This is a genomic window from Euzebya tangerina, from assembly GCF_003074135.1.
GTDB lineage: Bacteria > Actinomycetota > Nitriliruptoria > Euzebyales > Euzebyaceae > Euzebya > Euzebya tangerina.
On record NZ_PPDK01000001.1, the window covers coordinates 538,207 to 558,668 of the forward strand.

Here is a 20,462-nt window from a genome sequence, read left to right on the forward strand (position 1 = left end):
GTGCGCGGCCGGCTCTCGCCGTGCGCTATCTGGGGAAGTGGTGGTGAGAGAACTAGGCGGCGCGGCGGCTGCCGATTGTGCCGACGGCCTTCTGCGCGGCCTCGCGACCCTGCTCCACGACCTTGCGGACGCTGGTGACTGCGCCCTTGACCTGGGTCCGTGCGGCCTCGGTCTGGTCCAGGACCCGCTTGGTGGCGGGGGCCTCGGTGACGCCGTCGACCAGCTTGCGGCCGCGGGTGGCGTAAGTGTCGACCTCGCCACGAACGGAGTCGAGTTGCGCGTTGATCTCGGCCTGCAGCTTCGAGGGGGCGTCCTTCACGAAGGTCTGCGCCTTCGCGGGGGCGTCCTTCACCAGAGCGGCCTGGTCCTTGCGCAGCGACTCCAGCCGGCCGGGCAGGTCCCGGACGACGGAGACGGCCAGGTCACCGGCGCCGACGTAGGCGTAGGCCGAGTCGGTGACGAGGGTCTTGACGTCCTCGGCGCTGAGCTCGAAGGAGCCGACGGACAGGAAGAAGGTCTCGTCGGAGGCGGTCTTGGTGGTGGACGTCTTCTTGGTTGTGGTTGCCATGATGGGTTCTCCTTGACGGAAGGGGTGGATCGGGGTTAGGTAGATGGCCAGAGGGACGACGGACCGCTGGAGGGCGGAGCACGGTACGACGTCGCCCCCCTGGCCAAGTGGGGAAACTGGGGGCTTACTTGGCGCTGGCAGCGTCTGATGCGGCGCTGTCGGCCGGTTCTTGGGTCTGCGGCTCGACGACGGTTTCGGCCAGGAAGGACCGGTAGATGTCGAGGAGGGAACGCTTGTGCCGTTCGAGGAGGTCGGGGTCGGCGGTGATGGCGGCGACGACATCGCTGTCGCGCTCTTCGAGGATCCCGGCCTTGACGTAGAGGGTCTCCGCGCTGATGCGCAGCGCCTTCGCGATGGACTGGAGGATCTCGGCGGAGGGCTTGCGCAGCCCGCGCTCGATCTGGGAGAGGTAGGGGTTGCTGACGCCGGCTCGCTTGGCCAGGTTTCGACCCGAGAGCTTGGCGTTCACGCGTTGCTCGCGGATGAACGCACCGAGTTCGTGGACCCGTCGTTCAGCCTCGGTCGTGGCGTCTCGAACAGTTGACTCGGCGGCGTCGGCGACCTCACCGACGGTTTCGATCGCGGCATCTATCGCCTTCTTCGGACCGACCATCCGTGGGTGCCTCCTTCTCCCGGGTCACTGTTTGCTTCGATGAATGATACGCTAGCAGTTGCAAGCACTGCGTGCAATAGTTAGCGCCGAAGAGGTCCTATGCAGCGGCGTGAACGCGCTCCGCGACGTCGGAGACGGCCGCGATCTGTCCGTGCGGAACGCCACCACCCAGGACGGGGACTCGCAGGACGTCGGTCGGGACAACTGCACCCAGCGCGTGCAGAACGGCTGCCGCCAGCGGGCCCGCCGCACGATCGCTGCCGTCCTCGATCTTCACGGCAACACCGATGCTGCTGGCGCCGGACACCCGGAACCCGCAGGCCATCACCCCGTCAGCTCCCCGCTTGGCGACCACCCGCTCGTCGGCCACCATCATGGCGGTGTCCGGCAGGTCTCCGCCACCGACGAGCTCCGGGCGCGTCGTCATGGCGTCCCGCACCTCAGCGGTCTCGCGATCCGCACCCGCTGACAGGGTCGCGAACCCGCGCGCCAGGGCGGCAAGAGAGCAGCGCCACGCGGGCGCCCCGCACCCGTCGACCCCCGGCCCCTGAAGGGCCTCCCCGAGGACGTCGGCGACCCGTCGAGCGACGTGCTGCTGGAACTCCCCGTGGGCCGCCAGGTACTGGTCCGGATCGAGCCCAGCGGCCACGGAGCCCCAGATCATGGATGCATGCTTGCCGGAGCAGTTGTGCGACAGCGAGGTCTTGGCCGCAAGCGTCTGGCGGACGCGGTCGTCGGCCGGCCAGGCCGGCGGGCACCGCAACGCCGACTCGTCCACGTCGGCTTCGGCGAGCATCGAGGCCGCCTCGATCTGATGCGTGTCGGAGCCCGTGTGGCTGGCGCATGCCAACGCCGTCTGCTCGGTCGTCATGCGCAGCCCGGCCTTGGCCAGCAGCTCGGCGGTCGCCAGCGCCTGGAAGGGCTTCAGTGACGAGCGCGGGTAGGTCACCGTCTCGCTGCTGCCCATGATCGAGACCGCTCGACTGCCACTGACCAACGCCACGTGGGCCCGGTGCAACGACTCCGTCACGCCGTCACGGGTGACGGCCACGCTGGGCTCGCCGTCCCCGATCGACATGGCCGCCTCAGGCGGTCGTGCTCGGCGGCAGCACCTGGTCGACCGACGCGGCGCCCTCGCGATAGCGGCCGATGAGCTCGGCCTGCAACGTGTCGAGGTTCTCGAGGACCTTCTGCCGCATCGACGAGATTGCGGCCTCCTCATCAGCCAGCCGGCGGACGACCGAGACCAGTTCGGCATCCGACAGGTCGGGCAGCCGGCCCAGGGGCATCTCTTCGAGGACGGCATCCCCACGACGACGACCGATCGGGCCGGACGGGGTGTAGATGCCGGCGTTCCCGACCGAGCGGCTGGAGGTTCCGCGAGGACGGTCGGCCAGGATGTCCCCCAGGTCCTCCATCAGCGACTGCACCTCGCCGCTGTCGCGGCGTCCCAGCTCGGCCTTGGCGATGTCGAGCTGTCCGTGCAGCAGACGGCGAGCGTAGGAGAGCCGTGCCTCCTCTTCGCGGCACTCGTCTCGCATCACCCGGAGCTCGGCCGGTGCAAGGTCTGCCATCCCGTCGAGGTAGTCGTCAGCGACGACTCGATCGATCCGGCGCCTATATGGCTTGGGTTCACTCATCTCCGGCTGGAGTCTACCGGCACAGGGCCGCCATCAGGGGGTAGGGGTTCACCGGCCCGCCACCGCCGGGGTGGAACTGGATGTGGAGGTGCGGGGGTGTGGTTCGTGCGTTGCCGCTGTTGCCGTTGGCCCCGATGAGCTCGCCGACGCTGACGCGTTGTCCCTCGGTCACGTACGTGGCGGACAGGTGGGCGTAGTAGTAGCGGTTGCCGAGGTCGTCGGTGATGCGGACCGCCAGTCCGCCGAGACCGCCATTGGTGATCCGTCCGACCGTCGCGTCGGCTGCGGCGTACAGCGGCATACCGTAGGCCGCGAACATGTCGGTCCCCTGGTGGCTGCGCCCGCCGGAGCGGGGGAATCCCCATGAGTCGATGAACCCGTTCGGCTGACCGAGCGGGCAGGTCATCCACTGCGTCCCGCCGTTGATCGTGGCCTGGCGAACCGGCGAGGTGCCGGTGACACCGATCAGCGGAGCAGCACCCGCGTTGCTCACGGCGGCTGCGGCGGCCGCAGCGTCGGCCCGGGCTTCGGCGGCGTCCTGCGCATCCACCTCGGCGGCCGCCAGCATGGCCTCGGCCTGCTCGACCTGGACCGACGCATCATCGAGGGCGGCGTTGAACGAGTCGGAGAGGTCCTCGAGGTCTGCCATCGCAGCTGCCGTCCCGTTGGCGATCCCACGGGTCGTGCCGACATCGCTCACGACCTGCTGGCCCCCGCGGAGGACCGCTTCGGCGGTGTCGGCGCGGTTGGCGGCGACGCGCTGCATGACGGCGGTGGAGTGGAGGGCACTGCTCGCGTCGGGCGCGAGGAGGAACGCTCCGGAGACGCGGGCCAGGTCCATGCCCGGCTGCATGTACGCCGAGCGGATCTGGTTCCGCTGCGCATCGACCGCGGCCTGGGCGTCCTGCTCGGCCCGGTCGATCAGGCCGTCGGCCTGGGCCAACTCGAGCGCCAGGCGCTCCGAGTGGGCTCGCGCGTCCTCGAAGTCGCGGGCCAGGCTGTCCAGCCGAACGGTGATGGCTTCGCGTTGGGCCATCGTCTGGTCCACCAGGGCCTGTGCCTGGGCGATCCGTGCCTGCTCCTCCGGCGTCAGGGCACCCGGGCTGACCGTGCCGTCGTCCTGCGATGTGGAGATGGCGGGCTGCTGGGCAGCAAGCGGGGCGGGCAGCGCCAGCGTGCTGATGACCAGGGCAGTCATCAGCATGCAGCGCAGGAAACGGCGGGATGCGGGCACGACAGGTGTATCGGCCCGACCCGGTCGGACTTGAGACCGGTTACGCCGAACCCTTCGGAGGGGCTAGTCAGTCCCGGTCCCCCGGCATCCGCGGCTTGGACTCCAGTTGGTCGAAGCGCGCCCGGTCCTCCTCGATCTGCTGCAGCGCGGCGGCACGATCCCGGAAGCCGTCGGTGCGGACGGACTTGCGCTCCAGGTCCTTGTAGACGCTGAAGAAGTGCTCGACCTCCTTCAGCACGTGTGGCGGCACGTCGCCGATGTCCTCCACCTGCTCCCAGCGCGGGTCCCCGGCAGCGACGGAGAGGATCTTCGCGTCCTCGCCCTTGTCGTCGGCCATGTGGAAGACCCCGACCACACGGGCGGTTATCGTGCACCCCGGGAACGTGGGGTCGCCCAGCAACACCAGCGCATCGAGGGGGTCGTCGTCGCCGGACCACGTTCCCGGGATGAAGCCGTACTCACCCGGGTAGTGCACGGCGGAGAAAAGGACGCGATCAAGCCGGAACCCTCCGGCATGATGGTCCCACTCGTACTTGTTGTGAGAGCCCTTGGGAATCTCGACGAACACCTCGACGGTCATGGGGCCTCCACACCACAGTCCCTGGCTTGGTAGGGGATCAACAGGAGTTGCTAGTGAACATCACCGAAGGACAGTCCGCCCCGGATTTCACGCTCGACGACCAAGACGGCCAGCCGCTGCGCCTGTCCTCGCTGAAGGGGTCACCGGTCCTGATCTACTTCTATCCCAAGGACGAGACACCAGGGTGCACCACGCAGGCACGTGGGATTCGGGACGAGTGGGAGGCGTTCACCGAACGTGGTGTCATCGTGCTGGGGGTCTCACCCGACGATGTGGCGTCCCACCGCGAATTCTGCGACAACCACGACCTGCCCCACACCTTGCTGGCTGATCCCGACCACGCGGTGATGGAGGAGTACGGTGCCTGGGGAGAGAAGGTGCTGTACGGCAAGACCTCGGTCGGCGTGATCCGCTCCAGCGTCCTGCTGGATCGTGAGGGAGTTGTGGTCAAGGTGTGGAAGCGTGCCCAGGCGAAGAGCCACGCCGAGCGTGCCCTCAAGGCGATCGACGCGTTGCTCTAACGCCTGATGCTGCAACTGCTCGGTCTGCTGCTGCTGGTCCCCGTCGGACTGATCCTGGTCCAGCAGGAACAGTGGCTGGGGCTCGGACTGCTCGGGCTGGCGTTCGTGGCGGTTGCGATCGACGCGGCTCGACGTCAACGCGAGGTCCGTGTACGTGAGGGCCGTCCAGGCGAGGTCCAGGGCCCCACGGCGACCGGAGGTGGCGGGTCGACAGCGGAGCAGCCACCTCCCGACGCCTCAGCAGCCGCGCAGCCGCCACCCCCCGCAACGTCGATCGCCGACGAGCGGCCCACGGCGTCCCCGGACGACGAGTTCGAGTCGATCATCGCCGAGGCCACCGCGGATCCCTCACTGCTTCGCCGCCGGCCCGAGACGTCCGGGAAGGGACCCGATCTGCCGGTCCGGCGTGGACCTGCGGGCGACGGTGCGGTGACGGGGCCGGAGCTCTTCATCGAGCAGACACGCACGATGATGGAGACGAAGGAGGGGGATCCGGCCGTCCTGGTGATCGAACTGGACGGCATGCGCGACATCCAGACCGTCCTGGGTGATGACCGCACCCCGATGGTCGTGGCTGCTGCGACCAGCCGGGTTCGTGATGTGGCTGCGGACTGGCCGGTGGGTTCACTGGCCGACGATCGGCTGTGCGTGGCGATGATGACGCGCCCGTTCCTTCCCGCTCACCACTTGGCGCGGTCGATCCGCAGCAGTCTGGCCCGGCCGATGGCCGTCGACGGTGTGGAGTTCCGCCTGGCCTCGTCGGTCGGGATCGCGCAGGGGCAGGAGGACCCCGACGTGCTGATGCGACGGGCGACCGTCGCCGCCCAGAACGCCTCCCGCCTCAACACGGGCGTGGAGCGGCACACGATCACCAACCCGACCGAGGTCCGACGACGGCTGCTCGTGGCAGCGGCGCTGTCCGATGCGCTGGAGGCGCCGGCCGCGCGGAAATTCGGCGTGGCCTTCCAACCGATCGTCACCCCGCTCGGTGAGCTGGCGAAGGCTGAGGCGCTGGCCCGGTGGGAGGATCCCAAGGTGGGGCCGGTCGCGCCGTCCGAGTTCGTGCCCCTGGCCGAGCGCACCGGCTTGATCGACCCGATGCTCGACATCGTGATGCGGGGAGCGATCACCGGGTGCACGGAGTGGCGCGCGGCCGGCATCGACGCCGACGTGTCGGTCAACCTCTCACCGATCAACCTGCGCAAGCCCCTGCTGGTGTCAGAGCTGACCGCCGCGATCGAGGCGTCGGACCTGGACCCCGGCCACGTGACGCTCGAGATCACCGAGACAGCGGTCATCGATGACGGATTGAATGCCATCCGCATCCTGCGGGACCTGCGGGCGGCCGGCTTCATCATCGCCATCGACGACTTCGGTGTCGGGGAATCCTCGCTGTCGCGACTGCAGGACCTGCCCGTCTCCATCGTGAAGTTGGACGGCTCCTTCTCGCGCAAGCTCACCACCGACCGACGATCCAGCGCGATCATCCGGGCAACGGTCGAGGTCTGTCGAGCACTCGACATGACGGTCATCGCGGAGGGCATCGAGACCGGCGAACAGGCCGACGTGGCAGCGGAGATCGGCGTCCACCTGCTGCAGGGATTCCTGTTCGCGACCGCGCTGACGGTGGAAGACGTCATCGGGGACGGTGGCCACCCCGAACGGGTGGGGTAGGTGGGGTAGGAGGCCGGTGTGGCCCTCGTTGCGTCGGAAGGGTTCGGCCCGTCCGTGGAGTGGGTGTACGCATGCGTGAGTTCGCCCGGTGTGAGCGGGTCAACCCGCGCATGCGTCAGCGCATCGGCGCTGAGGTCCCCATTCAGGCGCCGGGCTGGGAAAGTCCCGCCCCGACGGCCTTGACCACGGTGGCCTGCCCGGCGGGTGTCGCGACGGTCGCGGGCAGTGCCCCGTCGGTGAAGGGCACCAGACCCAGGGCGATCGTGCGCCCGTCCTCGGTGGCCGCGGCGCTGGTGACCTCACCGGGCCGGCGTCCCTCCCCCAAGGCGGCGCCGACGGCCAGGGGTGCGTCGGACTCGAGCAGCGCCAGGGCACGGCGGGGACGACCCAGGTTGTGGATCTTGGCGATCGACTCCTGCCCGGGGTAGCACCCCTTCTTGAGGTGCACGTGCGTGGGCAGCAGGCCGAGCTCCTGGCTGCGACGGCCGGGCCCGATCTCACTGCCCCAGGCAGGACGGGCAGCGCTGATCCGCCAGCGGTCCCAGTCCTCCGCGCTGGCGGCGGGAAGGTCCAGCTCGGCGACTCGCGCGGTCACCCACTCCGTCGGCCCGACCAGGTCCACACCGCCGTCGCGGTCCCGCAGCACGATGCCGGGTGCGTGGGGTGCTGCGGTCATGGGCCGCGAGGGGGCTCCCGGGGCCTCGACCTGACCGGGGCCACGCACGCTCGCGACCGCCCAGTCACCTGACAGATCAGTCACCTCGCACTGCATCATGAAGCGGAAGCGGTCCAACCGCTCGGCGACGTCGGCAGCCAACGATGCGGGCACGATCAGGTACACGGCCTCGGCGTGGACCACCGCGGTTCCACTGGCCAGGTGGTCGCCCTTGCCGTCCAGGTAGAGGAACTCCGCAACCGTCCCGATCGCCGCGTTCTCGAAGTCCTGGCTCAGCAACGAGTGCAGATAGGGGATTCGATCGGGGCCGCTGACCCCGACGATGCCGTCCGGACGCGAATAGACACCAGGGGTGCTGATCAGGAGGGTCATGAGCCCACCGTATGCGGCCCGTCCAGTGGACGGGCTGGCTAGAATCATCGGCACACGACCGAAAGGAGGTGGTCCGTCTCAATGATTGCTGATCATTGTGTGACCGTCGAGGTGATGCGCCGCTAGGCGTCATCGGTACATGCGCATCCAGTGCCGATTGCGGCTGGAACCTCCAGCTGACGCCTGATGCGAATCCACGCTCTATCACCCGCCCACGAACGTTTGCGGAACTGGTCACACCCGCCTGCGGACCCGCCGGCAATCCGGAGGGGTCCGGCGACATGACTCATGGGCGTGGATGCCAATACGAAATGAGCACCGCCCGGATCGACTACTGTCGGTCCGGGCGGTGTTGTGTCCGCGCAGGCCTCCGGTCCCACCCCCGACGTCAACCGAGAAGAGGGCAGTGAATGAGCACCCAGGTGGTTCCCGACGACGCCGTGATCGTGGTGTTCGGGGGCAGCGGAGACCTGTCCCGCCGTAAGCTCATGCCCGCGTTCTGGGATCTGTACCTGACCGGGCTGATGCCGGAGCGGTGGCGGCTGATCGGCACCTCCCGGACCGGCATCTCCGATGAGGCCTTCGCCGAGCTCGCGCGGGACGGGATCGAGGAGTTCGGTCGCGGCGTGTCCCCCGAGCAGGAGGAGGCGTTTGCGTCCTTCGCCGCGAACCTGACCTACCGTGGCGGGGGATTCGGACCCGGCGACACCGAGACCCTGGTGGCCGCGATCTCCGGGGCCGAGGAGGCCATCGGCGGCGAGCCGAATCGGCTGTTCTACCTGGCCATCCCGCCTGCGGTCTTCGGCCCGATCACCCAGGGGCTGGGCGAGGGCGGCCTGGACGAGCGAGCCCGTGTCGTCTTCGAGAAGCCGTTCGGCGTCGACCCGGCCTCCTTCGCCGAACTGGACGAGACCGTGCACGCCGTACTCGACGAGTCGCAGGTCTACCGGATCGACCACTTCCTCGGGAAGGAGGCGCTGCAGAACGTGTTGGCCTTGCGGTTCGCCAACGGCATGTTCGAGCCGGTGTGGAACCGTCAGCACATCGACCACATCCAGATCGACGTACCCGAGTCGATCGGGATCGGGACGCGCGCCGACTTCTACGAGGAGACCGGGGCCATGCGCGACATGATCGTCACCCATCTGTTCCAGGTGCTGAGCGTCGTCGCTCTCGAGCCACCGGTGAGCCTGGAGTCCGACGACCTGATGGATGAGAAGTCCAAGGTCTTCCAGTCGATGACCCCGCTACGGCCGAGCGACGTGGTGTACGGCCAGTACGAGTCGTACCGCTCCGAGGACGGCGTGGCGCCGGACTCCTGCACCGAGACCTTCGTGGCCGCGAAGGTCGAGATCGACAACTGGCGGTGGGCCGGCGTACCGATCTTCATGCGAACGGGCAAGCAGATGGCTGCCAAGCACCAGACGGTCACGTTGGCCTTCAAGCGTCCGCCGCGCCAGATGTTCGCGGCGAAGGCAGGGGGCAACGGGTCGTTCGTGTCCGACGGCCTGAACCACCTGACGCTGGACATGTCCGGAGACCCCGGCTTCTCCATCTCCTTCCTGGCGAAGAAGCCCGGTCCCCGGATGGACCTGGGTCCCGCTTCGATGCGATTCTCCTACGAGCAGTCGTTCTTCAGCGGGCCGGCGGTGGAGGAGGGCACCCGACTGGATGCCTACGAACGACTGCTGCACGACGCGCTGCTGGGTGACCGCACCCTGTTCACCAGGGCCGACGGCATCGGGCGGACCTGGGACCTGGTGGCACCCATCCTGGAGGAGTCGCCGGACTGCCATCCCTACGAGGACGGGTCGTGGGGGCCCCAGGCCGCGATGGATCTGATCGCCCCCCGGGGGTGGCACCTGCCCGAGGGGGGTGGGGAGTCATGAGCCTCGAGCGCCAGGTGGAGGCACAGCCGGATGGCGTGACGCGCGCGTGCGCGGATCTGATCGCGGATCGGCTGGGACGGGCGCTGGTTGCCCGCGGCACCGCGACGTTGGCGCTGAGCGGTGGGTCGACCCCCAAGCCGCTGTACCGGATGCTGGCGACCTATGACCTCCAGTGGCGCGCGGTCCACGTGGTCCAGGTCGACGAGCGGGTCGCACCTGCTGACCACCCGGATCGCAACTGGGTGGCGATCGAGGAGGGACTGGTCGGTGTCACCGGTGCTGTCGGACATCCGATGCCGACGACACGGGAGGGTGCGGCCGCCGGCTCGGCGGGTGATTGGGACGTTCTCGTCGCCTCTTACGCGGATGAGCTGCGCCAGCTGGGCCGTCTGGACGTCGTGCACCTCGGCCTCGGTGATGACGGGCACACCGCGTCGTTGGTCCCCGGCGACCCCGTCCTGGACCTCACTGGTTCGGACGCGCCGAGTGTCGCGATGACCGAGCCCTACCAGGGCCGCCGCCGCATGACCCTGACCGCCCCGACGATCAACGCTGCGGCGACGATCGTGTGGCAGGTCGTCGGCGGCGGGAAGGCACACGCCGTGGCACAGCTGCTGGCGGAGGATCCGAGCATCCCGGGATCACTCATCCGTCAGGCGCGCGACGTGCACCTCGTGATGGACGAGGCTGCAGGAGGACGATCATGAGCAAGATCCTTGTCATCAAGGCCACGCACGGGCTGGACGATCCCGAGCGAGCGAACCTGGCGTGCAACGTGGCCGCCGTCGGCGTCGCGAGCGGACTGGACGTCCACCTCTTCCTGGCCGTCGACGCCGTGAACCTCGGCCTGCCCGAGCCGCCCGACCTCGAGGTTCCGCACGCGCCACCGATCGCGGATCTGCTGGAGGCAGTGTACGGCGCCGGGCAGGTGGTCGTCTGCACGCCGTGTGCCGCCAGGCGGGGTCTGGAACCCGAGGACTTCCGCGAGGGCACGGTCATGGGTGGTTCGGCCCTTTTCGTCGAGCTCGCGACTTCGGAAGACGCCACGGCCCTGGTGTACTGAGAGGTTGGGCTACCCGGCCAAGGCCGCCCGCAGGCGCTGCTCGACGTCGGCTCGGTGCCCGTCGTCGTCGTAGTCGACGCGGGGCCAGAAGAACCCTCGGAGACCGTCACCCTTCGTTCGTGGCACGACGTGGATGTGCAGGTGGTGCACGGACTGGCTCACGATGTTGTTGTTGGCCACGAACGCCCCTTGAGCGCCGAGCACGAGCTTCATGGCGGCCGTGGCGCGTTGCACCAGGTGGAAGACGGGTGGGACCTGCTCTGGTGGAAGCTGGTCCAGCGTGACGACGTGCTGGCGGGGGCAGATCAGCAGATGGCCTGGGAACAGCGGCCTGATGTCGAGGAACGCGACCACATCCTCGTCGGAGTACACCAATGGCTGGTCCTTCGCCTCCTCCTCGATGATGCGGCAGAAGACGCAGCGCTCTGGTGGATGGTCGGCGGCATCCGCAAACGGTGAGTCCGACGAGGTGCTCGTCATGGTGGGGAGCCTAGGTGCCCTCAGGCGTCCCCCGCGTGCTGGCCAGTGCCAGCGGCCTCGAGACGCGCCAACTGCTCGAGCGGAACCGGGACGGCCAACGGCTTGGCTTCCAGGCCCGTCGGTCCGCTGACCTGCTCGGGCCGGGCTGGCCCGCTCGCTGCGGTTGCGTGTCCGGCCAGCGAGCCGAGCACCGGACCGCAGACCGCCCCCTGGCAGTAGCCCATGCCGCAGCGTGTCAGCCCCTTGATCGCACGAGGGGTCGTCGCACCCCGCTCGCGGGCATCGCGGACGGCGCCGAGCGGGACCTCCTCGCAGCGACAGACGACCGTGTCGTCAGACGCCCGATCGACCCAGCTGTGGTCGACCGGGTACAGCCGACCCAGGCGGTCGGCGAAGGACCGCCAGCGGACGGCTTCGGCGATGGCCTGATCCCTGACGGACGCCTCGACGGCGAACAGCCCGGCCTCACCCTGGTCCGGCAAGCCCGCGCCATCCCCCACCCGCATGCCGATGACCATCCCGGCGACGTATCCCTCCGCCACGGCCTTGTCGGCGCCGCCGACCCCCGTGACCTCGCCGATGGCGAAGACACCGGCAGTCGACGTCTCCTGGTTCGAGTCGACCCTGATGGCCGGGCCGCCGTTGCTGGGACGGGTGTCGCAGCCGACGGCGATGGCCAGCGCGACGTCGGGGATCAGGGCGTGGCTGATCCCGAGGACGTCCAGGGCGAGACTCGTGCGCTTGCCGGACCCGTCGGTCTTCTCGAGCACGACGGCGCGCAGCCGGGACCCGCCGACGGCCTCGGCGACCCGCCAGCCGAAGCGCGGCGGTCTCGCGCCGCTGGTCACGCCACCCAGCGCGAGCCGGCCAAAGGCGGCCACCTTGCTGGGGAAGGCCGCACCGGTCGTGGCGCCACGAACGGCCAGCCCCGTGAGCGGTTGCTGTTCGGCGACGGCCAGCGGGGCGGTCCCGGCGTCGGTGAGTGCGGCCGCGACGGCCAGGAGGAGCGGACCCGAGCCGGCGAGGCCGATCCTGCGGGCGGGGGCAGATCCCGTGCGCTTGAGCTGGGCCTGGACGCCACCCACCGTCATGACTCCCGGCAAGGTCCAGCCGGGGAAGGGCGTGACGACCTCACGGGCGCCGGTCGCGAGCACGATCGAGTGAGCGCGAAGTTCGGTCAGGTGGCCCTCGCGGAGGATCATGGCCTGCCAGGCGCCGCCGTCCCTGCGGAGGATGGTCACCTCGGCCGAGTACCACCGCTCGACCTCGCCGGGCAACCCCTCGAGCATCCTCGCGTAGGGGCCGACTGCTGGACCGGGGGTGTTCGGTTGGCGGGCGATCTGACCCCCGGGACGGGGGTAGCGGTCGATGAGGACGACATCGACGCCGCTCCGTGCAGCCCAGGTCGCGGCGGTCACCCCACCGGGTCCAGCCCCGATCACCAGGCATCCACGTATCCGCGTTGGCTCGGCGATGGGCGGGTGCCGATCTGGTGGGTGGACTTCACCGCGCTCCGCGGCGGGAAGTCCACCCACATGGCCTCCGACCGCCGACTCGGGCTTGGCCGTTGGATCCGTCCCCAAGCAGGTGCGGACGGTGGTCCCCCTCCGCTCGGCGACACAGGAGAAGCAGTGGCCGATGGCACAGAAGAGCTGTCCCGCCGGCGGTGAGCCCGAACCCTCCGCGCCAAGGCCCTGACCCTCGTCACGAGGGCTCCGACCCTCCGCACCAGGGCTCCGACCCTCCCCACCAGGGCTTCGACCCTCCCCACCAGGGCTTCGACCCTCCCCATCACGGCCCCGACCCTCCCCGCGCAGGCGGTACACCGGCGCGCCCGTCCGGCCGGCCATCGCTGCTGGCCGGTCCGAGACAGCGTGCCCGTCCGAGACGGCTGGGTGCGAGGCGATCGCCTCCGGTCCTTCGGCCGACGACCTGGCACCGAGTCGGCCCGGGTCGAAGGCCGGATCGACCCGCCCGTCCATCACGGCGTCGGCAAGCACCTCCGCGGAGCCCAAGGCCAGGCCGATCCCCGCTCCCTCGTGGCCGGTGTGATGGAACAGACCGTCGACAGCACGGTCCGGGCCGATGAGCGGGAGGTGGTCCGGCGTGGCCGGCCGAAAGCCCTGGTAGACCCGGATGACCAAGCGGTTGGCCAGCACGGGAACCAGCGACATCGCCTCGCGAGCCAGCGCTCCAGCCAGGTCCCAGGGAACCTGCCGGTCCCAGCCGACCGCCTCCCGCGTCGAGCCGATCAGGATCGTCCCGGACTGCGTCGACTCGATCACCGGGGCGACCTGGGCGGCAGCCTCGTCGCTCCCGACCGCCTCGATGTATCGCCCGTCGTACACCTTGTGCCGCACGGTCCCGGCGGGCACCCGTTCGGTGACCAGGAGCAAGCCCCGTCGGGGGAAGACCTCCACCCGACCCCCCAGCGACGCGGCCACATCACCGGCCCATGGGCCGGCCGCGTTCACGACGCGGTCGGTCTCCACCGCCCCGGTTGAGGTCCGCAGCACCAGGCGCTCGCCCCGCTGGTCCAGGCCGCGGACCGTGACACCCGTGCGGATCGTCGCGCCCAGTTCGCGGGCAGCCACCGCCAGCGCCATGGCGGCGTGGATGGGCATGACCTGGGCGTCCTGGGGATAGCGGACGGCACCCAGCACCTCACCGCTCAGAGACGGCTCGACGTCCCGCAGGTCCGGCTGCCCCAGGACGGTCGAGGCGATCCCCAGCTGCTGCTGACGCCGTGATTGCTCGGCCAGCAGGCTCAACTGCCGCTCGGTCCGGGCAGCAACCAGGCCACCCTTCTCCTCGTACTCGAAGGGCACCGAGGACGTCCCGGCAAACCGTCGCCACAGCTCCAGCGAGCGCAGCGCCAGCGCCGCCTCCGGCCCCAGTTCCTTGTCGCTGACCAGCATGTTGCCCTCGCCCCGGCTGCTGGTCCCGGACGCAACCATCCCTCGCTCGAGGACCGTGACCCGAGCACCGCGCAGGCACAGCGCCCGTGCGGTGGCCAGACCGATGATCCCGCCACCGATCACGGCGACATCGGTCACCCGCGTGGCACCCAGTTCGGCAGGGCCGCATCGTCGAAGGACTGGAAGGCGACGGGCCGGCGGAAGCGGTCGATCGCTGCCAGACCGACGGAGGTGTGCAGCGGCGCCGTGGTCGCCGGGTAGGGACCACCGTGGTGCTGAGCGGGGCTGACCCGCACACCCGTGGGGAAGCCGCCAGCGATGACCCGACCGACCTTGCGAGCCAGCCGGTCCGCCAGGCCAGTCGCCCACGTCGCCTCATCCGGCTCGAAGTGGAGCGTCCCCGTCAACGACGGGTCCAGCGCGTCGAGCACGGCCGGGAGTTGCGCCTGGTCGACGTCCACGAGGACCGTCACGGGTCCGAAGACCTCCTCCCGCAGCGCCCGGTGCTCCAGCAGCGTGTCCACGGGGGCCACCACCACCGCGGCCCGCGATCCATCCCCGGCAGGGGAGCGGTGCACGGCGACGCCCGGCACGTCGCTGACGGCGTCGAGGCCGGCTCCGAACCCCCGGGTGATGCCGTCGTAGAGGAGTGGATGGGCTGGTGAGCGCTCTGTGACCTTCCCGATCAGGGACCTGCGGATTGCCGCACCAGCATCGTCGGCCGGCAACAGGATCAGCCCCGGTTTGGTGCAGAACTGGCCCTCGCCGAGCAGGAAGGAGCCGGCGATGCCGTCTGCAAGTGCCTGCCCACGTGCCGCGGCGGCCCCCGGGGAGATCACGACCGGGTTCAGTGACCCCATCTCGGCGTACACCGGGATGGGGCGCGGCCGCTGGGCAGCCAGATCGAACAGCGCCCGTCCACCGCGCAGGCTCCCCGTGAAGGCGACCGCGTCCACGCCCTGGTGCTGCACGAGGGCGGCGCCGAGCTCGTGCCCCTGCTCGTGGACGATGGAGATCCAGCCCGGGTGCAGGCCCACGTCCGCAACCGCGGACGTCATGATCCGGCCCACCATCTCGGCCGTGCCGGGCTGTGCCGGGTGCGCCTTGGCGACCACCGGGCAGCCGCCGGCCAGTGCGGCGGAGGTGTCGGTCCCGGCGACGCCGAAGGCCAGCGGGAAGTTGGAGGCCGCGAACACGGCCACGACGCCCAGGGGAACGGTCGTCCGCAAGAGAGCGGGCTCCGTCAACGCATCACCCTCGGGATCGATGACGTGGTCGCGGCGCGTCGCCTCACCCGCCGCCCGGGCCATCATCCGGAACTGCCCAACCGTCCGTGCCAACTCCCCGGTCAGCCGGGTCGTCCCCAAGGCGGTCTCGGCATCAGCGAGCGGGAGGATCTGCTCGCCCGCCTGCTCCAGCCGATCCGCGATCGCACCCAGCAACGTCGAAACCGCCAGCGGATCGATCACGTCGGCCGCAGCCTCGCGAGCCGCCCGAACGGCCTCGTCGAGCTGGTCGGAGGACACGGTCCCGAAGGTCGGGCCAGTTGGCTCCCCCGATCCAGGCACTCGCGCCTGGAAGGCAGCGCCGGGACCGCGAACCTCCGCCCCAGCGATGATGCTGCACCCTGTTGGTGCCGTGTCGGTCGACAGATCCGTCATGCGATCAGGAACCCTTCGGGATATGGGTCGGTTGGATCCAGCACCAGCTGGTTGAGCGCCGTGATCCAGGCTCGTCCGGTGATGGTCGGGATGACAGCCGCCGTGCCGCCGACGGTGGTCTCCCCCACCAGACGACCGGTGAATCCCGAGTTGATGATGGAGGTGTGGACCAGCGGCTGGTCGAGCCCGAGCGCTCCTCGTGCGTGCATCTGCGCCATCCGCGCGGACGTGCCGGTCCCACACGGTGAGCGGTCCAGGTAGCCCGGGTCGATCACCACGGTGCCGGCCGCTTCCAACCCCTCCGCACCCGTCGTGGGGTCGGCGGTGAACAGCACGTGATGGGTGCCGCTGATGGCAGGCTCCGCCGGGTGCACGATGGACAGCTGCTCGTTGGCGGCGGCCATCACGGCCCGGCCGCCGGCGATGAGCGACGAGGCGTCCCCCGGGTCGATGGACAGCCCGAGGGCGTCCGCCGGACAGATGACGTAGAAGTTGCCGCCGAAGGCCACGTCCACCGTCACCTGCGTCGGTCCGCCGGCGCCCCAGCCACTCACCTGCAGCACCGCGTCCTGGATCGCCAGGAACGCGGGCACGTTGGTCAGCGTGACGGACCGGCACTGCCCCGCCTCCACCGTCGCCGTCGCCACCACCAGGCCCGCCGGGGTGTCGAGGCGCACCGTGGTCGTCGGCTCGGCCACATCGACCAGGCCGGTCTCGATCGCAGCGGTCACGGCACCGATCGTGCCGTGACCACACATCGGCAGGCAGCCGGTCACCTCGATGTAGACCACGCCGAGGTCCGCATCATCACGGATGGGTGGCGTCAGGATCGCACCGGACATCGCCTGGTGGCCCCGCGGCTCGTACATCAGCAGGCGCCGCCATCCGTCCAGCGTCGTGGCGACGTGGTGGCTGCGTTCCAGCATCGTCCGGCCGGGCAGCGGCGGGAAGCCCGCTGTCACCACGCGGGTCGGCATGCCCTCCGTGTGGGTGTCGACGGCGGTGAAGAGCTTGCGTGCCCTCACGAGTCCGCGGGGCCCAGCCCGGCCGACAGCGCACGCTCGGTGTCATAGCGGATCTGGGTGACATCCTCGTCGTCCAGCGGCAGACGCGGGAGTCTGGTGGGGCCGCCGTACCGTCCCGCCAACTCCTGCCCCAGCTTGATGGCTTGCACGAACCGCGGGTCGGCGTCCCACCGCAGGATCGGCAACATCTCGGCGTAGAGCGCTCGGGCACCCTCGATGTCCCCGGCCGAGGAGCGGTCGTAGAGCGCCACGGACTGCTCGGGGAAGGCGTTGGCGAATCCTGCGATCCAGCCGCGAGCGCCCATCATGACGCTCTCGACCAGCACATCGTCACAGCCGCAGATCACCTGGAACTCCGGCATCAGGTCGAGGATGTGCATCACCCGCCGGACGTCCTGGCTGAACTCCTTCACCCCGACCACGAGCTTGACGTCCGAGGCGACGCTCGCCAGGATGTCCGGCGTGAGGTCGATGCGGGTCGACCAGGGGTTGTTGTAGGCGATGATCGGCAGGCCCACCTCGGCGACCGTGGTGTAGTGGGCGATGACCTCGGCACCGGTCGGTGCGTGAGAGGTGGGCGGTAGGCACATCACCGCCGGCACCCCGAGGTCCGCTGCGTGGTCGGTCCACCGCCGTGCCTCAGCCGCCGACTTGCCGGCCACGCCGGGGATGACCCGGTCCGCCCCGATTTCCGCCACCGCGGTCTCGACGACAGCTGCACGCTCGCCGTCGGTCAGTGCTTCGTACTCACCCAACGAGCCGTTGACGACCACCCCCTCACAGCCCGACTCCACGACCCAGGCGCAGTGCTCGGCCAGCCGGGCCTCATCCAGTGCGAGCGTGTCGGAGAACGGCAGCGTGACCGCTGGCCACACACCCTCGAGTACGTCGTTGGTCATGCCGGGACACTACCGAAGACGGCCGGGGCCCCGGTAGTCGTGCCTCGGGCGTCAGGAGATCTCGCCGAGCAGCCGCAGTGCGGCGAGTCCGGACCCGATCGCAAGTCGGTCGGCTCCGCTGTTGGGTTCGATCCCCAACTCCCTGAGTCGGGAGAGGCGGTAGTACAGGGTCGTCCGATGGATGTGCAACTCGTCCGCGACCTTGGTGATCGCACCGGTGTGGTCCAGGTAGCACTCGAGCGTCTCCAGCAGGACCGGTTCCTGCTGGGCCACGCGCACCAACCGGGGATCCACCGCCGAGCGCAGCGTGTCACGCGGGAGTTGGGTGAGGAAGCGATAGACCCCCAACTGGTCCCATCGTGCGATAGGACCCAACTCCGGGCCGCCCAACGCCGCCTTGGCCGCGAGCTGCGCCTGCCGGTGGGACTCGTGGATGTCTGCGGGGACCTCGACCACCCCTCCGACACCGATCGCGAGGCGAGGATCCGGGCGCTGTTGGGTGACGTGGATGAACGCGCGGCGCATGAGTGCGTCCAAGCCCGCACGTTCAGGCTCCCGCAGGGACAGGATCACCACGCCCTCGGTGGCTGAGCTGCCCCGAAGTTGGTACTGCGGTGCCGGACCCCAGGCTGCGGTCCAGAAGCTGCCCCGAGTGTCGGAGGCCTCCCAGTCGGGCCCGCTGCACACCGCAACCGCGAAGACCCGCGGCACGTCGAACTCGGGGCGTGACTCGATGTCGATCAGGCCGTGGAAGCGGGTGTTCTGATCCGGTGAGACGGCCGCGAGGACGGTGTCGCTCTCCCGGACCCTGGTGCGGCTGTCAGCCAACATGGTGAAGGAGATCTCTTCAGCAACGTTGGCCGCCAGCGAGATGGTCTCCGGCTCCACGTCCTCGTCGCGGAGGAGCACCCAGGCATACCCGAGCACGGAGTCGAGGTACCGGATGGGGATGCCGAGGCGGGGACTGCGATCGTGCCGCGGGTCTGCGGGGACCACGAACGGACCAGACTTGGTCGACAGATCCGGGGCGTCGATGACCTTGCCGGAGGTCGGTTGCGCGGTCGTCTGGCGCAGGATGGTCTGCTGGCGCATGTCGTCGACCACGCCGTAGTGGGGGCTGTAGGCAACCAGCTGTTGCTCTGCATCCTCGAGAATCACCGGCGAACCGAGTCGGTCGGCCAAGCCATTCACGAGGGACTGGAGGGTGGCTCGCGCGGTCATCGCTCTATTTGTAGCATTCGCATGGATTTACTATGCGATGATCGTCGGGTGCCCGGACCACGGAGAGTACCTAGGGTTCTCAGGGAGTCAGGGCGGGTGATCGCCCCCCCGTCCCCCGCCCTGGCTCGTCTCCATACCCTTGGGGCGACAGCAGGGGGCCCGCGATGACAGCCACGCTCTTCGCCGACGTCCGGATCTTCGACGGGCATGACCCGGCGTTGACCTCCGGATCGGTGTTGGTCGAGGAGGGCCGGGTCACCCGGATCCTGGGTGCCGGCGAGTCGATCGACCATCCAGACCTCACGCGAGTCGAGGGGCGCGAACGAGTCCTGATCCCCGGCCTCATCGACTGCCACTTCCATGCCTACGGAATCGGCCTCGACATGCTGGTCATGGAAGCCACGCCGATGAGCTACACCGCACACAAGGCGGGCGAGCGTCTCGGGCGTGCCCTGCGCCGCGGGTTCACCACGGTCCGAGACGTCGCCGGCGGTGACATCGGGCTCGCCCGCGCCCTCGCGGAGGGGCTCGTATCCGGTCCGCGCTACCTCTTCACCGGCCCGGCGCTCTCCCAGACCGGCGGCCACGGCGACCCCCGCCCCGGCGACCTCGCCGTCGACGTCACCTGTTGCCCGCACACCTCGCAGGTCGTCGATGGTGCCGACAACCTCCGCCGCGCCGTCCGGGAGCTCTTCCGGACCGGATCACATGCGATCAAGGTCATGACCTCCGGTGGCGTCATCTCCCTGACCGATCCGCTGCTCCTGCCGCAGTACAGCGCCGAGGAACTGGCGGCGGTGGCCGACGAAGCCACCCGTCGAGGCAGCTACGTGGCCGCGCACGCCTACTCACCCGCCGCGATCTCGCACTCCGTCAGGAACGGCGTCCGCTCCATCGAACACGGCAACCTGCTCGACCGGCCGACCGCAGACGAGATGTCTGCACGCGACGCCGTGCTGGTGCCGACCCTGGCGACCTACGCCGCCATGGAGGCCCACGGCGCAGATCTGGGCATGACTCCGGTCCAGATCGACAAGAACGCCATGGTCCTGACTGCGGGGCAGGACGCGATCCGCATCGCACAGGACGTCGGTGTGGCGGTGGGCTTCGGCACCGACCTGATGGGTTCGCTGGAGGTGCATCAGCTGGAGGGGTTGCGCCTGCAGGTGGAGGCGCACGGGGTCCTCGAGACGCTCCGTTCAGCCACCTCCCGTGCGGCCGCCCTGATCGGGGACGCGGATCTCGGCCGGATCGGACGCGACGCACACGCCGACCTCATCCTGCTCGACCGGGATCCCTTCGTCGACCCATCGGCCCTCTGGGACCCGACGCCCTCCACCCGGACCGTCTTCCAGGCCGGTCGGAGGGTGCCGCCGTTGGAGCCCGGAGACGCCGTCCCGCTGCCGGCCTGAGCGCCGGCGCAACCGC

The 20,462-nt window shown here is 69.7% G+C and carries 19 protein-coding genes; 6 read left to right on the forward strand and 13 right to left on the reverse strand.

What is annotated here, in order from left to right; translation table 11 throughout:
• Nucleotides 1-52: 52 nt before the first annotated feature.
• From C1746_RS02595 to C1746_RS02615, 6 genes are all read right to left on the reverse strand, one after another.
• A complete protein-coding gene (locus C1746_RS02595; protein ID WP_116713137.1) occupies nucleotides 53-568 on the reverse strand; it encodes a hypothetical protein in 516 nt (171 codons plus the stop codon).
• Nucleotides 569-692: 124 nt separating this feature from the next.
• Nucleotides 693-1,181 carry a helix-turn-helix domain-containing protein gene (locus tag C1746_RS02600; RefSeq protein ID WP_116713138.1) on the reverse strand — a complete coding sequence of 163 codons (489 nt, stop codon included), beginning with the start codon at nucleotides 1,179-1,181 and terminating at the stop codon, nucleotides 693-695.
• 97 nt (nucleotides 1,182-1,278) lie between these two features.
• On the reverse strand, nucleotides 1,279-2,259 hold the full coding sequence (locus C1746_RS02605) for an asparaginase (protein ID WP_162867295.1): 981 nt from the start codon (nucleotides 2,257-2,259) through the stop codon (nucleotides 1,279-1,281).
• A 7-nt stretch (nucleotides 2,260-2,266) separates the two neighbouring features.
• Nucleotides 2,267-2,821, reverse strand: a complete 555-nt coding sequence (locus tag C1746_RS21850) for an RsiG family protein (protein ID WP_162867296.1) — start codon at nucleotides 2,819-2,821, stop codon at nucleotides 2,267-2,269.
• A gap of 13 nt (nucleotides 2,822-2,834) precedes the next feature.
• Nucleotides 2,835-4,025 (reverse strand): M23 family metallopeptidase, encoded by a 1,191-nt coding sequence (locus C1746_RS02610; protein WP_116713140.1) that lies wholly within the window; start codon nucleotides 4,023-4,025, stop codon nucleotides 2,835-2,837.
• Nucleotides 4,026-4,122: 97 nt separating this feature from the next.
• The gene (locus C1746_RS02615) at nucleotides 4,123-4,635 is read right to left on the reverse strand and encodes an inorganic diphosphatase (RefSeq protein WP_116713141.1); all 513 of its coding nucleotides are present in this window, start codon (nucleotides 4,633-4,635) and stop codon (nucleotides 4,123-4,125) included.
• A gap of 53 nt (nucleotides 4,636-4,688) precedes the next feature.
• Between C1746_RS02615 and bcp the strand changes: the two genes are divergently transcribed.
• On the forward strand, nucleotides 4,689-5,156 hold the full coding sequence (bcp, locus tag C1746_RS02620) for a thioredoxin-dependent thiol peroxidase (RefSeq protein ID WP_205711664.1): 468 nt from the start codon (nucleotides 4,689-4,691) through the stop codon (nucleotides 5,154-5,156).
• Nucleotides 5,157-5,162: 6 nt separating this feature from the next.
• Nucleotides 5,163-6,830 carry an EAL domain-containing protein gene (locus C1746_RS02625; RefSeq protein ID WP_116713143.1) on the forward strand — a complete coding sequence of 556 codons (1,668 nt, stop codon included), beginning with the start codon at nucleotides 5,163-5,165 and terminating at the stop codon, nucleotides 6,828-6,830.
• 142 nt (nucleotides 6,831-6,972) lie between these two features.
• Here the strand turns inward: C1746_RS02625 and ygfZ are convergent, their stop codons facing one another.
• Nucleotides 6,973-7,878, reverse strand: a complete 906-nt coding sequence (ygfZ, locus tag C1746_RS02630) for a CAF17-like 4Fe-4S cluster assembly/insertion protein YgfZ (RefSeq protein WP_162867297.1) — start codon at nucleotides 7,876-7,878, stop codon at nucleotides 6,973-6,975.
• 410 nt (nucleotides 7,879-8,288) lie between these two features.
• On the opposite strand from ygfZ, the gene zwf reads away from it, so the two are divergent.
• From zwf to C1746_RS02645, 3 genes are read left to right on the forward strand one after another with little or no spacing between them, the layout of a single operon-like run.
• Nucleotides 8,289-9,767, forward strand: a complete 1,479-nt coding sequence (zwf, locus tag C1746_RS02635; RefSeq protein ID WP_116713145.1) for a glucose-6-phosphate dehydrogenase — start codon at nucleotides 8,289-8,291, stop codon at nucleotides 9,765-9,767.
• On the forward strand, nucleotides 9,764-10,474 hold the full coding sequence (gene pgl / locus C1746_RS02640) for a 6-phosphogluconolactonase (protein ID WP_116713146.1): 711 nt from the start codon (nucleotides 9,764-9,766) through the stop codon (nucleotides 10,472-10,474). Before zwf ends, pgl begins: the two co-directional genes overlap by 4 nt.
• Entirely contained in the window at nucleotides 10,471-10,830 is a 360-nt protein-coding gene (locus C1746_RS02645) for a DsrE family protein (protein ID WP_116713147.1), read from the forward strand. Before pgl ends, C1746_RS02645 begins: the two co-directional genes overlap by 4 nt.
• Nucleotides 10,831-10,839: 9 nt before the next feature.
• Here the strand turns inward: C1746_RS02645 and C1746_RS02650 are convergent, their stop codons facing one another.
• The 6 genes from C1746_RS02650 to C1746_RS02675 are packed head-to-tail and all read right to left on the reverse strand — an operon-like array spanning nucleotide 10,840 to nucleotide 19,034.
• Complete coding sequence (locus tag C1746_RS02650) at nucleotides 10,840-11,310, reverse strand: HIT family protein (protein ID WP_116713148.1); 471 nt, start codon at nucleotides 11,308-11,310, stop codon at nucleotides 10,840-10,842.
• A 20-nt stretch (nucleotides 11,311-11,330) separates the two neighbouring features.
• Complete coding sequence (locus C1746_RS02655; protein WP_162867298.1) at nucleotides 11,331-14,366, reverse strand: FAD-dependent oxidoreductase; 3,036 nt, start codon at nucleotides 14,364-14,366, stop codon at nucleotides 11,331-11,333.
• On the reverse strand, nucleotides 14,363-15,889 hold the full coding sequence (locus C1746_RS02660; RefSeq protein ID WP_116713150.1) for an aldehyde dehydrogenase family protein: 1,527 nt from the start codon (nucleotides 15,887-15,889) through the stop codon (nucleotides 14,363-14,365). The genes C1746_RS02655 and C1746_RS02660 overlap by 4 nt, the downstream gene beginning before the upstream one ends.
• Entirely contained in the window at nucleotides 15,886-16,914 is a 1,029-nt protein-coding gene (locus C1746_RS02665) for a proline racemase family protein (protein WP_116713151.1), read from the reverse strand. The genes C1746_RS02660 and C1746_RS02665 overlap by 4 nt, the downstream gene beginning before the upstream one ends.
• Nucleotides 16,911-17,813 (reverse strand): dihydrodipicolinate synthase family protein, encoded by a 903-nt coding sequence (locus C1746_RS02670; RefSeq protein ID WP_116713152.1) that lies wholly within the window; start codon nucleotides 17,811-17,813, stop codon nucleotides 16,911-16,913. The genes C1746_RS02665 and C1746_RS02670 overlap by 4 nt, the downstream gene beginning before the upstream one ends.
• Before the next feature lie 51 nt (nucleotides 17,814-17,864).
• On the reverse strand, nucleotides 17,865-19,034 hold the full coding sequence (locus tag C1746_RS02675; protein WP_116713153.1) for a PucR family transcriptional regulator: 1,170 nt from the start codon (nucleotides 19,032-19,034) through the stop codon (nucleotides 17,865-17,867).
• A gap of 164 nt (nucleotides 19,035-19,198) precedes the next feature.
• Here C1746_RS02675 and C1746_RS02680 point away from each other — a divergent pair, with 164 nt between their 5' ends.
• A complete protein-coding gene (locus tag C1746_RS02680; protein WP_116713154.1) occupies nucleotides 19,199-20,446 on the forward strand; it encodes a metal-dependent hydrolase family protein in 1,248 nt (415 codons plus the stop codon).
• Nucleotides 20,447-20,462 lie beyond the last annotated feature (16 nt).